Origin of the sequence: Noviherbaspirillum saxi (genome assembly GCF_003591035.1) — a bacterium.
Classification (GTDB): Bacteria; Pseudomonadota; Gammaproteobacteria; order Burkholderiales; family Burkholderiaceae_D; genus Noviherbaspirillum; species Noviherbaspirillum saxi.
In genome coordinates this window covers 2,788,601-2,801,938 of sequence record NZ_QYUO01000001.1, presented here as the reverse complement: position 1 = coordinate 2,801,938, position 13,338 = coordinate 2,788,601, and the positions used below count along the sequence as shown (strand labels likewise).

Below are 13,338 nucleotides of genomic sequence, written 5' to 3'. Positions count from 1 at the left end.
GAGTTACATGACCACAATTCGCCTTAAAGAAAACGAGCCGTTCGAAGTCGCCATGCGTCGCTTCAAGCGCACTATTGAAAAAACCGGTCTGCTGACCGAGTTGCGTGCGCGTGAGTTCTACGAGAAGCCGACCGCAGAGCGCAAGCGTAAGCTCGCCGCTGCTGTGAAGCGCCACTACAAGCGCATCCGCAGCCAGCAATTGCCGAAAAAGCTGTACTGATTCTTGCGCCGCACTTTACGTGCGGTACCATGCAAACCCGCTCCGGAGTAGCCGCAGCGGGTTTTGGTACTTAAGGCGGCTGATAAACTGAATGTTGGTGTTGGGCTGCCAAGCAATACCATTCCGCTGTTTTATCTGTACATTGCAGTCGAAACAAAGGCAGTCACCACATTTCTGCCTCTGCCGCTCGCCAAACCACCTTCGAACTGGAGAAAAACAATGGGTCTCAAAGAGCAGATCACCGAAGACATGAAGACAGCGATGCGCGCCAAGGACAGCGGCAAGCTGGGCACGATCCGTTTGCTCACGGCGGCAATGAAGCAGAAGGAAGTCGACGAGCGTATCGAGCTGACGGATACCCATGTCCTGGCAATCATTGAAAAGATGATCAAGCAGCGCAAGGATTCCATCACCCAGTTCGAAGCCGGCGGGCGCCAGGATCTGGCCGATATCGAGAAGGCCGAACTGGCCGTCTTGTCCGGTTATATGCCGGCAGCATTGTCAGACGACGAGATTTCCGGCGAGGTCGCCGCAGCAGTCGCCGCGACCGGAGCCGCCGGCCCTCAAGACATGGGCAAGGTCATGGCAGTGCTCAAGCCCAAGCTGGCTGGTCGCGCCGACATGACGGCGGTTTCGGCATTGGTAAAGAATGCTTTGTCGCAGGCATAGTGATGGACCGCCAGGGATGGCAGGCTTTTAAAAGCGTTTCTCCATCCCCATTTTCATCGCATGGCCATTGACTTGGCCCGGTAGCAACTCCTGGATAAACCGACTTAGGCATCGATCGCAACGCCGTGATTCCACAATCTTTCATTCAGGATTTGCTCAACCGGATCGACATCGTCGACGTGGTCGGCCGCTATGTGCAACTGAAGAAGGGCGGCGCCAATTTCATGGGCCTGTGCCCATTCCACAATGAAAAGTCACCCAGTTTCACTGTCAGTCCGACCAAGCAGTTCTATCACTGCTTTGGCTGCGGCGCGCATGGCACCGCAATCGGGTTTCTTATCGAGTATTCCGGTCTCGGCTTTGTCGAAGCAGTAAAGGACCTCGCCCAAGGTGTCGGAATGGTCGTGCCCGACCAGGACCGGCTGCCCCCGGCCCAGCGGGCCGAAGTGCAGGCAAAGAGTCTCGCCTTGTCGGAAGTAATGACCAAGGCCTGTGACTATTACCGGCATGAGTTGCGCAGCGCGCAGAACGCCATTTCCTATTTGAAAAATCGCGGCCTGACCGGAGAAATTGCCGCCAAGTTTGGACTCGGTTACGCGCCAGACGGTTGGGATGGTCTGCGCAAGCCATTTCCAGATTACGAGGCGACTGCGCTGGTGGAAGCCGGCCTGGTGATCGACAAGACCGAGGACGAGGGCGCCGGACGCAAACGCTATGACCGGTTTCGCGACCGCGTAATGTTCCCTATTCGCAATATAAAAGGCCAAGTAATCGGCTTTGGCGGACGCGTTCTCGACGGCGGCGAGCCGAAATACTTGAATTCCCCTGAAACACCCTTATTTCAAAAGGGTAATGAGTTATACGGCCTGTTCGAGGCGCGGCAGGCAATCCGTGAAGCCGGCTATGTGCTGGTCACCGAAGGCTATATGGATGTCGTCGCCCTGGCGCAACTGGGATTTCCACAGGCAGTTGCTACGCTTGGCACCGCGTGTACACCGGTGCACGTGCAAAAGTTGCTGCGGCAAACAGATCATGTAATTTTCAGTTTTGACGGTGATAATGCCGGCCGCCGCGCCGCGCGGCGTGCACTGGAAGCTTGCCTACCCCATGCCGGTGACAATAAGACGCTGAAATTCCTGTTTTTGCCGACCGAACATGATCCTGACAGCTACGTGCGCGAGTTCGGTGCCGAAGCGTTTGACCAGCAGGTGCGCGATGCCATGCCGCTGTCACAATTCTTGCTAAACGAAGTAACCCAAGATACTGATTTGACGACGTCGGAAGGCCGGGCGCGTGCACAGTTTGACGCCAAACCTTTATTGCAGGCCATGCCGCCCTCCGCGTTACGGCTGCAGATTGTTCGCGGTCTGGCGCAGGTCACACAGACCACACCCGCCGAAATCGAGGCATTGTTCGAGTTGGCGCAACCGGTGGCACGCACCAGAATTGCCCCGCCGCGCACCAAGCGCACGCCGCCGATCGGCTTGGAGCGGCAGATGATCAGACTGTTGGTGGCCCATCCGGCATTGGCGACAGGAGTCGACGGGGCGGCGCTGGAAGCGGCTGCTCAGCTTGCCCCCGATAACGCGGCGATGTTGACGCAATTGCTGGATGCATGCCATGCGCTTGGTGAAAATGCGCAGTTCGCCGCTTTGGCGGAACAGTTGAAAAGCCTTGGTTCGGATTTCGATCCGCTAATTGCGGAAATCGCGGCCGATACTGAGTCCGAAATCGATGCAGCCCGCCTAGAACTTGCCGGTGCGATAAGACAAACTAAAATGCAAGTATTGAAAGCGGAACTTGACCGCCTCGCAACAACAGGGTTGACGACCGAGGAAGCGCGTACCCGATATCGCGAACTGATGCAACAGCAGGAGCAACTCCGACGGCAGGCTGAGGTCGAAACCACATTGCGGTAACTGTAACGGTTTTGCCTTTGAATTGGAGAAACATTGTACCCTGTGGTATCATTAAAAGCTTTTGATTCAAGGTCTTAGGACATTTCGATGGCCTTCAGGCTGACGGGGTGATCAGGAAAATGTCGCGCGGGCGAATGCCGGCCAAGAGTATCCATTGGCTTCATGAAGCAAGATTCACTCGGCGCACGAGAGCAATCCAGATGGTATTGATTCCATGGCAAACGCAATGAAAAAAAACCGCGAATTCGACTGTTTCCACGAAAAAAGCAACCCCGGCTGCAACTAAACCTGCGTCGGACAAGTCGATGGCAAAGCCCGCCGTGAAGACGGCAGCTTCCGCCGCGACAACAAGCAAGGCAAAGGCGACCGGCAAAGCCGCGACGAAAACAGTTGCCAAAGTAGCGCCGACGACGACCGCAAAATCAGGCATGTCAAAGGCGAAACCTTCATCCAGAGCCACTGACAAGGCGGCTCCCGAGAAACTGAAAGAACCCGTGACAAACAAGAAAACCGATTCGAAGACCGCCAGCAAGGCTGCCAAGGTAGCACCGCAAGCCGAAGCGAAGTCCGACAGCAAAGTGATGGCCGTCAGTCAGACCACCGATGCCGCCGCATTGGCAGCCATCGATACGTCCGGCTATGTCCTTCCAGGTGTCAAGGTACCGGGCCGCCGCGGTCGCAAGCCGAAGGAATATCAGCCTGAGAACGACGAAGTCGCAGCACTCAATGCGGTCGAGCGTGCGGAACTGAAAGCCGCCGACAAGGCAAAGGCCAAGGACCGCAAGGCCAAGGAAAAGGCGTTGCTGAAGGATGCATTCGCGTCAGATAGCGAGGCGTCCGAGGAAGAACTCGAACAGCGCCGGCAAAAGCTCAAGACGCTGATCAAGCTGGGCAAGGATCGCGGCTTCCTTACCTATTCGGAAATCAACGACCACCTGCCCGAAAATATCGTCGAGCCGGAAGCCATCGAAGGCATCATCGGCACGTTCAACGACATGGGTATCGCCGTCTACGAACAGGCGCCGGATGCAGAGACGCTGCTCTTGTCCGACAACGTTGCAACGGTTGCCACCGACGACGATGCGGAAGCGGCTGCCGAAGCTGCCTTGTCCACGGTCGATTCCGATTTTGGCCGCACTACCGATCCGGTCCGCATGTACATGCGCGAAATGGGCTCGGTTGAACTGCTCACACGCGAAGGCGAAATCGAAATCGCCAAGCGCATCGAAGACGGCCTGAAAGACATGATTCAGGCCATCTCCGCCTGCCCGACGACTATCGCTGAAATCCTCGCTGCTGCCGATCGCATCGAAAAGGAAGAAATCAAGGTCGATGAAATCGTCGACGGCCTCGTCGATCCTAACGCGACGGAAGTAGTCGCTGCTCCGGTAGCTGCCGCTGCTGCGGACGAAGAAGACGAAGAAGGTGACGAAGAGGAAGAGGAAGAAGAGGAAGAAGACAATGCTGCCGGCGGCGCAGCAGGCTTCTCCGCAGAGCAGCTTGAACAGCTCAAGCGCGATTCGCTTGGCAAGTTCGAAGAGATTTCGAGCCAGTTCGACAAGATGCGCAAGGCTTACGAAAAGGAAGGCTACAACTCCAAGCCTTACGTAAAAGCGCAGGAAACGATTTCCAATGAATTGCTGTCGATCCGCTTCACCGCCAAATTCGTGGAAAAGCTGTGCGACACACTACGCGGCCAGGTCGACGAAGTGCGCCATATCGAAAAGCAGATTCTCGACGTTGCGGTCAACCGCTGCGGCATGCCGCGCGCGCACTTCATCAAGGTGTTCCCCGGCAACGAAACCAACCTCGACTGGATCGATGGTGAGGTCACGGGCAGCCATTCATATAGCGCGGTGCTGGGCCGTAATGTCCCGACCATCAAGGAACTGCAGCAAAAGCTGATCGACTTGCAGGCGCGCGTCGTCCTGCCGCTGCCAGACCTGCGCAACATCAACAAAAAGATGGCTGCGGGCGAGATGAAGGCACGCAAGGCCAAGCGCGAAATGACCGAGGCCAACCTGCGTCTGGTGATTTCGATTGCGAAGAAGTATACCAACCGTGGCTTGCAATTCCTTGACCTGATCCAGGAAGGCAACATCGGCTTGATGAAGGCAGTCGACAAGTTCGAGTACCGTCGCGGCTACAAGTTTTCGACCTACGCGACATGGTGGATCCGTCAGGCGATCACTCGCTCCATCGCCGACCAGGCACGCACCATCCGTATTCCGGTGCACATGATCGAAACGATCAATAAGATGAATCGCATTTCGCGCCAGATCTTGCAGGAAACCGGTGCTGAGCCGGACCCCGCAACGCTGGCCATCAAGATGGAAATGCCGGAAGACAAGATCCGCAAGATCATGAAGATCGCGAAAGAGCCCATTTCGATGGAAACACCGATCGGCGACGACGACGATTCCCATCTTGGCGACTTCATCGAAGACAACAACACACTGGCTCCGGCCGATGCTGCCCTGCATGCATCGATGCGTGGCGTGGTCAAGGACGTGCTCGATTCGTTGACGCCGCGCGAAGCAAAAGTGCTGCGCATGCGTTTCGGTATCGAAATGTCGACCGACCATACGCTCGAAGAAGTCGGCAAGCAGTTCGATGTGACACGCGAGCGCATTCGACAAATAGAGGCAAAAGCGCTGCGCAAGCTGCGTCACCCGTCTCGTTCCGACAAGCTTAAGAGCTTCCTGGAAGGTAGCTGATCATCCTCCTGCCAATACCGTAACAGGTGTTGGCCAGTCCCCCGTGCGTTGTTACATTAATTGGAAGACAACAATGCACGAGTGGAATAAAATACACAGCTTTCCGGGCCTCTAGCTCATGCTTGGTTAGAGCAGCGGACTCATAATCCGTTGGTGCCGTGTTCGACTCACGGGAGGCCCACCAGAATTTGCTATAGAAGGGGTTGCAAGCGTTGCTTGCAACCCCTTCTTTTTTGTCTCCACGTTTTATATTACTGACATCCAACCGGCGCATGGCGCTTGAAGCAGATGAATTCAAGCAGCAGGCTTCGAAAAAGGTGATTCTGTTTTTTGCGTGCCGCTCCAAGTTCAAAAATTCACTTGTGCCGACAACACGATCGCTGGAAGCATCTGCAACTATGCAAAAGCATCAAGCTTCGTGGGCGCTTCTCAGTCGATGCACCTACCTCCTGTGCGCTGAGAAAACTCTTGACATCACGCAGAAAATTCCATTCCGACATAACCGGCAGAGTATGGCCTCGCCGATTGACTTGCATCAGAAAAGAGCCTGCGCATAAACATGCGAATCGACCGGCAATGCCTATGATGAAGCGAGGCGCTGCCGGCGCATCTCGAACAGTCCTTCATGCGCGCCGGTCCCAGGCAGCCCCGCGAAAGCAGCGGCATCGCGAAAAGCGTCAGGTGCCGATCCTGGACTGCTCTCGGCAAGCTGCATGAGCATCACCACGCGTCGTCATTCACAACATCATCAAAACATGCGCGGTGCTTCGGAGCATGTCGTGGCCGTTGCTGACTTGGTCGTGAAATCGAAATTCCTGGAGGTATGCGATGACTACGATGAAGCATGACGTTATTGATGATTTCAAATCCAAATTGAGAGGTGAATTGCTGGAACCCGGCGATCCCGGGTTCGACGAGGCACGGAAAATATGGAACGCGATGATCGATCGCAAGCCGGCGATCATTGTGCGATGCGCCGGTGTTGCCGATGTAATGCGCTCCGTCGTCTTCGCGCGTGATCACGATCTGGCATTGGCGGTGCGCGGCGGCGGCCATAATATTGCTGGCAGTGCAATGTGTAACGACGGACTGGTGATCGACCTGTCTCGCATGAAGTCGGTGCGTATCGATCCCGATACGCGGCGCGCCTATGTCGAGCCTGGTGTGCTGCTTGGCGAGTTCGACCATGAGGCGCAAGCCTTCGGGCTGGTTACGCCGCTTGGCATCAATTCCACCACCGGCGTGGCCGGCTTGACGCTGGGCGGCGGCTTCGGTTGGCTAACACGCAGGCTAGGTCTTGCTGTCGACAACTTGGTCGCTGCCGATATTGTCATGGCCGATGGCAATCGAATGCATGTCGACGAAAACAATCATCCTGACATCTTTTGGGCAATACGCGGCGGCGGCGGCAATTTCGGCGTCGTCACGATGTTCGAATTCAAGCTGCATGCAGTCGGGCCGGAAATCTATGGCGGCTTGCTCGTTTTTCCGTTCGACCAGGCCAAGGCCGTGATGACGCAGTTTCGCGATTTTGCCAACAACATGCCGGAGGAACTGACCGTCTGGGCAGTGTTGCGCAAGGCGCCGCCATTGCCTTTCCTGCCACCGGATGTGCATGGCAAAGAAGTGGTCGTCCTGGCGATCTGTTACTCGGGCGCCGTCGCCGACGGCAAGCGCGCCATCGAGGCGCTATATACCTTCGGCAAGCCATGCGGAGAGAATGTCGGTCCGATGCCGTACGAGTTGTGGCAACAGGCGTTCGATCCTTTGCTGACAGCGGGAGCACGCAATTATTGGAAATCGCACAACTTCAGCGCGCTTGGCGACGAGGCTGTCGATAAAGTCATTGAATACGCGGGCCGGCTGCCGGGATCGCAATGCGAAATCTTTTTGGGCGTGCTGGGCGGGCAGGCAAATCGTGTCCCCCCAAATGCGACCGCCTACGCACATCGGGATGCCTTGTTCGTCCTGAATGTGCATACGCGCTGGGATGACCCAACGGAAGACAAGCCATGTGTCGCATGGGCGCGCGACTTCTTTTCCGCTACCGAACAATATGCAACCGGCGGGGTGTACGTCAACTTTCTGACGGAAGACGAAACCGAGCGGGTGCGCGCGGCTTATGGTGTGAACTATGACCGGCTGGTGCAGATAAAGAATCGCTATGATCCAAGAAATCTTTTCCGTCAGAATCAGAATATTTGCCCTGCGATACAGCCTTCATAACGTAGCGAATGAAGGCATGCGCCCCGGAACACCGGGAATGAGGAAATGACTGATCCGGCAGCCGCCACCTGGCTCTGACGGATCAGTCCTGAGCAAATGATGTTCTCTTGGGCGTAGGGCAAACTTAAGCCGGTTGCTATCGGAATACCCACTTGAGCGCGTTAGCCGCAATCTGTTGCGCGGTTGTACGTATGCGGCATCGCCAATTGTAAAAGCTTGTTAAGATGCCACATATTTTATTTTGGCTCGTCGCCAGCTCCCGTTACGAAATGTCAACTCATACTCATCCGCCAGGCTCATCCGACCGCATGTTCGGCTGCGTCATGAGTGGCTTCTTTTTGATTGTCGCAATACTACCCATGTGGTCCGGGAATGGCCCAAGATATTGGGCTTTGTGTATATCCGCGGCCTTCCTGGTTTTCGCACTGATGTTGCCCGGGCTGTTGTCGCCATTGAACAAAGCCTGGACTCGGTTTGGTCTGCTGATGTCTGCCGTCATGGGACCGGTCGCCATGGCAATCCTGTTCTTTGGCGCGATTACTCCGTATGGCTGGCTGATGCGGCGTCTCGGCAAGAGCATAATCCCGGTCGGGTTTTCCAAAAATGCGGATACCTACTGGATCGTGCGTGATCCGGCTGGTCCGGATCCCGAGCGCTTGAAAGATCAGTTTTAATACCGGGCTCGTCGCCGGTTCGCGGCTGCGCCACGCATGCATCGCATGCCGCGTTTTCTCTTAACCACTACAACAACACGATGTCCTTTATCAAAGAATTATTTGCTTTCCTCCGCATGCGCAAGAAGTTTTGGCTTGCCCCGATCCTGCTGGTCATTGCCATGCTCGGCATGCTGATCGTGCTTACGCAAGGGTCGGCGATCGCGCCTTTCATCTATACCTTGTTTTGACCGGCGATGATCGTTCTCGGCATATCGGCGTTCTATCATGACAGCGCGGCGGCATTGGTGCGCGACGGCGTCATTGTTGCGGCCGCACAGGAAGAGCGCTTCACGCGGAAGAAGCATGATGCTGCGTTTCCCGCGCAGGCATTGCGGTTTTGCATGGAGAGCGCCGGCATCACGCCTGAACAGATCGACCATGTGGTGTTCTACGACAAGCCGTTCCTGAAGTTCGAACGCCTGCTCGAAACTTATCTGTTCTTCGCGCCGCGCGGCTTTTCGTCCTTTCGTCTTGCGTTGCCGGTATGGCTGCGCGAAAAGCTGTTCCTGCGCCGTTTGCTGGAAACCGAACTCGATACGGTCGCGCCTTCGCGCAATTGGGCGTCGAAGCTATTGTTCAGCGAACATCATCTCAGTCATGCCGCCAGTGCGTTCTATCCGTCGCCGTTTGACAAGGCTGCGGTATTGACGCTGGATGGCGTCGGCGAGTGGGCCACCACATCGCTGGCCATTGGCGAAGGTACGCAGCTGCGCATCGCCAAGGAGATGCACTTTCCGCACTCGCTTGGCTTGCTGTATTCGGCCTTTACTTATCACCTCGGATTCAAGGTCAATTCCGGCGAATACAAGGTGATGGGTCTGGCGCCTTATGGCGAGCCGAAATACGCGGCACAGATCCGTGAACACCTCATCGATATCAAGGAAGATGGATCGTTCCGCCTGGACATGGCGTATTTCAATTATGCCGTCGGACTGACGATGACCAATGCGCGTTTTGGGAAGTTATTCGATTTGCCAGTGCGTACATCGGAACAGGAATTAACGCAACGGCATATGGACATGGCGGCATCGGTGCAGGCGGTGACCGAAGAAGTCGTCATCAAGCTGGCGCGATCGATCGCGAAGGAAACCGGCTTACGCAAACTGTGCCTGGCCGGCGGTGTCGTGCTGAACTGCGTTGCCAACGGCAAGCTGCTGCGCGACGGCTGCTTCGACGAGATCTGGATACAACCGGCGGCGGGCGATGCCGGTGGGGCGCTAGGTGCGGCATTGATGGGCTACCATGGATTTTTGAAGCAGGAGCGCCGCCACAGCACGGCGATGGACCGCATGCAGGGCTCTTATCTTGGCCCTTCTTTCGAGCAGGCTGACATTGAGCGCCGCCTTGCAGCGGCCGGCGCGCGCTTTGACGTGCTCGACGATGCATCGCTGACAGCAACCTGTGCGGCTGAGCTGGCGCAAGGCAAGGCGGTCGGCTGGTTCCAGGGCAGGATGGAGTTCGGTCCGCGCGCATTGGGCGGTCGCTCGATTCTTGGCGATCCGCGCGCGCCGTCGATGCAATCGACGCTCAATCTCAAGGTCAAGTTTCGCGAATCGTTCCGTCCGTTTGCGCCTTCGGTCTTGCGTGAAGATGTCGATGACTGGTTTGCGTTCAATGGCGACAGTCCCTACATGCTGATGGTGGCCGAAGTTGCTGACAAGCGACGCAAGACGTTACCCGACCATACCGCGCAACTGTTCGGCATCGACAAGCTCAAGGTGCCGCGTTCCGACATTCCGGCAGTGACCCATGTCGATTATTCGGCACGCATACAAACGGTCTACGCCGAAACGAATCCCCGCTATCACGCGTTGCTGAGCGAGTTCAAGCGTCTGACCGGATGTCCGGTGCTGGTCAACACCAGCTTCAATGTGCGCGGCGAACCGATCGTCAACACACCGGAAGATGCATTCCGCTGCTTCATGGGCACCGGGATCGAAGCGCTCGCAATCGGTAATTGCTACTTGCGCAAGGAAATGCAGGATGCATCGCTGCAGGCAAGTTACGAAAATGCATTCGAACTGGATTGAGCATGAAGCTTAAGAATGTATTCCTGACACTGCTGAGTCTGGTCCTGACCTTGCTGGCGGTGGAAGGCGTGCTACGCCTGGCAGATTATCCACCTGCGCCGCCGATCGGCTGGCGCTGGGATGAGAGTCCTTATCGCGCACCATTCAATGCCGACGATCATGGAACCAACCAGCTAGGTTTGCGCGGTAATCGCGTCGAGTACGGCGCCGACGATTTTGTCGTGCTGCTGCTCGGTGACTCTCAGGTAGAGTCGGGTACCCAGACTGCCGACAAGTTGCCGGAAGTCGTGCTGCGCCAGGAACTCGAGCGCGCAGGCATGCGCAAGATCAAGGTCTTTTCCGTCGCGGGCGCAGGTTGGGGGCAAGACCAGCAGCTGGTATGGCTCAAGGAATACTTTCGCCACTATCGCGCGGACCTGGTGCTGAATTGGCTGACACCCGTCAACGACTATTGGGAAAACACTTTCGTTGACCGTAGCGTCACACCCGAAGCCGGCAGGCTCAAGCCCACCTATACGCTTGCGGGTGGCAAGCATTTACAGACGGTAATGCCAGCGGCATTCGATTCGAGGCTGGTCAATCTGGTTGCGCTGGCAGATGGCCGTATCAAGCATGGCGCAAAGTTCACGCTGGAGCAGGGTGAACTTGATCGCTGGTCTTCACAGCTTCCGTCTCCGCATTCGCTGCATGCGAACGCCGCAGATTGTCCTGCGGCAGAGCTCGATCAAAAACTATTGATCGGCGCCTATATGAGTGGCAGCCGTGGCTACACGCTGGTCACTGACGAAAATCTGGGGGCAGGACGCAGCCACTTTTCTCCCTTCCTCAAAAACATGTCGGAACGCGATCGTTATGCAGTCGCGATCACTCATCGATTGCTGCAAGAAATTGCAAACGTCGCGCGTTCGCATCGCGCATCCTTCTTCATGTTCCATCCTTACCGCCACGACCTGGATGCGGCATTCAGAGAAATCCGCTGCATAAAAACGGCGGATGGCGAGCGCTATGCGTATGACGGCTCGGACTGGTTACGGCACCTGAAGGCAACGCCGTTGAAGAATCAGCTGATTACCTTCGATATTCATGCCGACAAGGCGCTTAGTTCCGGGCCCAACGACTGGCACTTCAATGAGGAAGGTAACCGCAGGGTGATGAAAGAGCTGGCAGATATTTTGATGCAGAGGAAGCTGACGTCGCAGTCGGCGGGATAGCCTTCGAGCATTATTTAATTGCACGCTTCGATATGAACGTCGCTGAAACCCAACGTCACCATGGATCCCCGCTTTGCGCGAGGATGACGGGGAAGAGTAAAAGGACTGGAATAACTTCAGGGCCCGCAGGCGGGCCATGGTCAATCAGACATACCACCTGCTCTTCCCCGTCATACCCGAGAAATCGGGTATCCATACTGAGCCTGCAATTCGACTACGACGATTCAGGTAGCTGCCTTGTCGCACCGGCTTATGGATTCCCACTTTCCTAGAGCAGATTGCGTATCGGTGTGAGGGTAGCGAAGCGGTCTGCTGCGTTTCCTGGAGGTGAGTGCAAGGCGCCAAGCGGAGGCAGGGCGGCCCGCGTAAGGGCCGTTCCCTGTCGAGCATTGGCAACGCCGCAATCGCCCCAGGCAACGCGGCAGAACCCATACACTGATATGCAATCTGCTCTAGACCAGCACGCATTTCTTTTCGCTGCCTTCGCTTCACATCACTTTCTCGAATACGCCGGAAAATTTTTCTCCGTCCCATTGATACAGCATCTGGCTGCCATGCCGGCAATTGGCCAGTACCCGGGTGCGAAAGGCTGCGATGCATTCACCACGTTCGAAACGCACGCTGCGGTAACTGATGCCGTCCGCGCCTTCGCTGCGCAAGCGCTTGCCGAGCGCCTGTGACGCAGCATAAACATCGAGACTGTAGATCGGGTCGTCGAGGCCGACCGTGCGAAGGTCATGCATCGCGCCGGACACTTCAACATGGTAGACCCGCATCTGCAACTGGATCGGGGCTTCCGAAGTGGAGGCAAGAAATCGGCCCTGGTGGTAAGTCGTTTCCGCAATGGCGGTTTGCTTTTCACGCGCTGCGTAGAACACGCCGTAGCTGCCATCACTGAAGCGGCTGCCGGCCGGATTCAGGTGGGTGAACGCCGCCATGATCGGGCCGCAGCCCGGTCCATACAAGCGTTCGTCGCGCGGCACCAATTGGATCTCACCGAGTTCATCGCGCAGTCGGTCGTTGGTCATGGCTTCGAGCGCGTACAGTGCGTCGAAGTCTTTCGGCGAGGCGACACGGTCGAACAGGTTGATAGTGGGGAAACGGGTAGGGATGATCCGAAAGGCTGGATGCCATTCGATATTGGTGACGGGATAGGTCACGCTCAACCGCCACGCATTGCATCAAGATATTGACGAACTACATAGAGGTCCGAGACATTGCCGGACAGCATGCGATCCAGCGCGCTCCTGCCGCCAAACAGCGGCGCGGCGTTGGGTTTATGGATCCAGTTATCGGCCGCTACGGCTTCAGGCAGCAGAATTTGCAGCGCTTTGTAAATGCCAAGAATGTAAGAAATGCGCTCCAGCGTATCGCGGCCAAGGTGGGCGGATTTCGGATCTTTTTTCCATTTATAGTAAGTCGAGCGCGGCGGAGAGCCCAGCAAGGTCAGTTGCGCATCCATATCCAGTTGCCAGAGTTGCGCGATATTGGCAAACGCGCGAAGGCCGGCAGCGGACATTGCTTCCGATGCCGATTTGGCAATTGGTGCTTCGGCATGTACGCCCATAAACGATCTCTACCTCGGTCTATAACTCATATTCTGCCTATAAAATTAGTCCATTTATAGAAT

At 56.3% G+C, this 13,338-nt stretch carries 13 protein-coding genes and 1 tRNA gene; 11 read left to right on the top strand and 3 right to left on the bottom strand.

Annotated elements, in window-relative coordinates; all coding sequences use genetic code 11:
- Positions 1-7 precede the first annotated feature (7 nt).
- The 3 genes from rpsU to dnaG all read left to right on the top strand — a co-directional run bounded on the left by rpsU (position 8) and on the right by dnaG (position 2,808).
- Complete coding sequence (gene rpsU, locus D3871_RS13235; protein ID WP_005665410.1) at positions 8-220, top strand: 30S ribosomal protein S21; 213 nt, start codon at positions 8-10, stop codon at positions 218-220.
- A gap of 219 nt (positions 221-439) precedes the next feature.
- Positions 440-889 (top strand): GatB/YqeY domain-containing protein, encoded by a 450-nt coding sequence (locus D3871_RS13230; protein WP_119770062.1) that lies wholly within the window; start codon positions 440-442, stop codon positions 887-889.
- A gap of 125 nt (positions 890-1,014) precedes the next feature.
- Positions 1,015-2,808: a DNA primase gene (gene dnaG / locus D3871_RS13225; protein WP_119769315.1), complete on the top strand. Its 1,794-nt coding sequence runs from the start codon at positions 1,015-1,017 to the stop codon at positions 2,806-2,808.
- A gap of 160 nt (positions 2,809-2,968) precedes the next feature.
- Here the strand turns inward: dnaG and D3871_RS30855 are convergent, their stop codons facing one another.
- The gene (locus tag D3871_RS30855) at positions 2,969-3,274 is read right to left on the bottom strand and encodes a hypothetical protein (RefSeq protein WP_233575601.1); all 306 of its coding nucleotides are present in this window, start codon (positions 3,272-3,274) and stop codon (positions 2,969-2,971) included.
- Between D3871_RS30855 and rpoD the strand changes: the two genes are divergently transcribed.
- From rpoD to D3871_RS13190, 8 genes are all read left to right on the top strand, one after another.
- Positions 3,237-5,525, top strand: coding sequence for an RNA polymerase sigma factor RpoD (gene rpoD, locus D3871_RS13220; RefSeq protein WP_420799645.1), 2,289 nt, complete (start codon positions 3,237-3,239; stop codon positions 5,523-5,525). The two genes, D3871_RS30855 and rpoD, sit on opposite strands and share 38 nt — an antisense overlap.
- A gap of 105 nt (positions 5,526-5,630) precedes the next feature.
- Positions 5,631-5,709 (top strand) — tRNA-Ile (locus D3871_RS13215).
- Positions 5,710-6,238: 529 nt separating this feature from the next.
- Positions 6,239-6,373 carry a hypothetical protein gene (locus D3871_RS31350; protein ID WP_274381732.1) on the top strand — a complete coding sequence of 45 codons (135 nt, stop codon included), beginning with the start codon at positions 6,239-6,241 and terminating at the stop codon, positions 6,371-6,373.
- Positions 6,354-7,751 carry an FAD-binding oxidoreductase gene (locus D3871_RS13205; protein WP_119769312.1) on the top strand — a complete coding sequence of 466 codons (1,398 nt, stop codon included), beginning with the start codon at positions 6,354-6,356 and terminating at the stop codon, positions 7,749-7,751. The genes D3871_RS31350 and D3871_RS13205 overlap by 20 nt, the downstream gene beginning before the upstream one ends.
- A gap of 392 nt (positions 7,752-8,143) precedes the next feature.
- Positions 8,144-8,425, top strand: coding sequence for a hypothetical protein (locus D3871_RS29815; RefSeq protein ID WP_147376809.1), 282 nt, complete (start codon positions 8,144-8,146; stop codon positions 8,423-8,425).
- Between the two features lie 80 nt (positions 8,426-8,505).
- Entirely contained in the window at positions 8,506-8,655 is a 150-nt protein-coding gene (locus D3871_RS30850; protein WP_274381731.1) for a DUF5989 family protein, read from the top strand.
- Positions 8,656-8,661: 6 nt separating this feature from the next.
- Complete coding sequence (locus D3871_RS13195) at positions 8,662-10,497, top strand: carbamoyltransferase family protein (RefSeq protein ID WP_119769310.1); 1,836 nt, start codon at positions 8,662-8,664, stop codon at positions 10,495-10,497.
- 2 nt (positions 10,498-10,499) lie between these two features.
- Complete coding sequence (locus tag D3871_RS13190; RefSeq protein WP_119769309.1) at positions 10,500-11,708, top strand: hypothetical protein; 1,209 nt, start codon at positions 10,500-10,502, stop codon at positions 11,706-11,708.
- Positions 11,709-12,196: 488 nt separating this feature from the next.
- On the opposite strand, the gene D3871_RS13185 is transcribed toward D3871_RS13190, so the two are convergent.
- Positions 12,197-12,874 carry an RES family NAD+ phosphorylase gene (locus tag D3871_RS13185; RefSeq protein ID WP_119769308.1) on the bottom strand — a complete coding sequence of 226 codons (678 nt, stop codon included), beginning with the start codon at positions 12,872-12,874 and terminating at the stop codon, positions 12,197-12,199.
- Positions 12,871-13,275: an MbcA/ParS/Xre antitoxin family protein gene (locus D3871_RS13180; protein ID WP_233575598.1), complete on the bottom strand. Its 405-nt coding sequence runs from the start codon at positions 13,273-13,275 to the stop codon at positions 12,871-12,873. Before D3871_RS13180 ends, D3871_RS13185 begins: the two co-directional genes overlap by 4 nt.
- Positions 13,276-13,338: the final 63 nt, after the last annotated feature.

Excerpts from the sequence above, each read along its gene's own strand:
- rpsU (WP_005665410.1), top strand. The coding sequence starts at position 8 with ATGACCACAATTCGCCTTAAAGAAAACGAGCCGTTCGAAGTCGCCATG.
- D3871_RS13230 (WP_119770062.1), top strand. The coding sequence starts at position 440 with ATGGGTCTCAAAGAGCAGATCACCGAAGACATGAAGACAGCGATGCGC.
- rpoD (WP_420799645.1), top strand. The coding sequence starts at position 3,237 with ATGTCAAAGGCGAAACCTTCATCCAGAGCCACTGACAAGGCGGCTCCC.
- D3871_RS31350 (WP_274381732.1), top strand. The coding sequence starts at position 6,239 with ATGAGCATCACCACGCGTCGTCATTCACAACATCATCAAAACATGCGC.
- D3871_RS13205 (WP_119769312.1), top strand. The coding sequence starts at position 6,354 with ATGACTACGATGAAGCATGACGTTATTGATGATTTCAAATCCAAATTG.
- D3871_RS30850 (WP_274381731.1), top strand. The coding sequence starts at position 8,506 with ATGTCCTTTATCAAAGAATTATTTGCTTTCCTCCGCATGCGCAAGAAG.
- D3871_RS13195 (WP_119769310.1), top strand. The coding sequence starts at position 8,662 with ATGATCGTTCTCGGCATATCGGCGTTCTATCATGACAGCGCGGCGGCA.
- D3871_RS13190 (WP_119769309.1), top strand. The coding sequence starts at position 10,500 with ATGAAGCTTAAGAATGTATTCCTGACACTGCTGAGTCTGGTCCTGACC.
- D3871_RS13180 (WP_233575598.1), bottom strand. The coding sequence starts at position 13,275 with ATGGGCGTACATGCCGAAGCACCAATTGCCAAATCGGCATCGGAAGCA.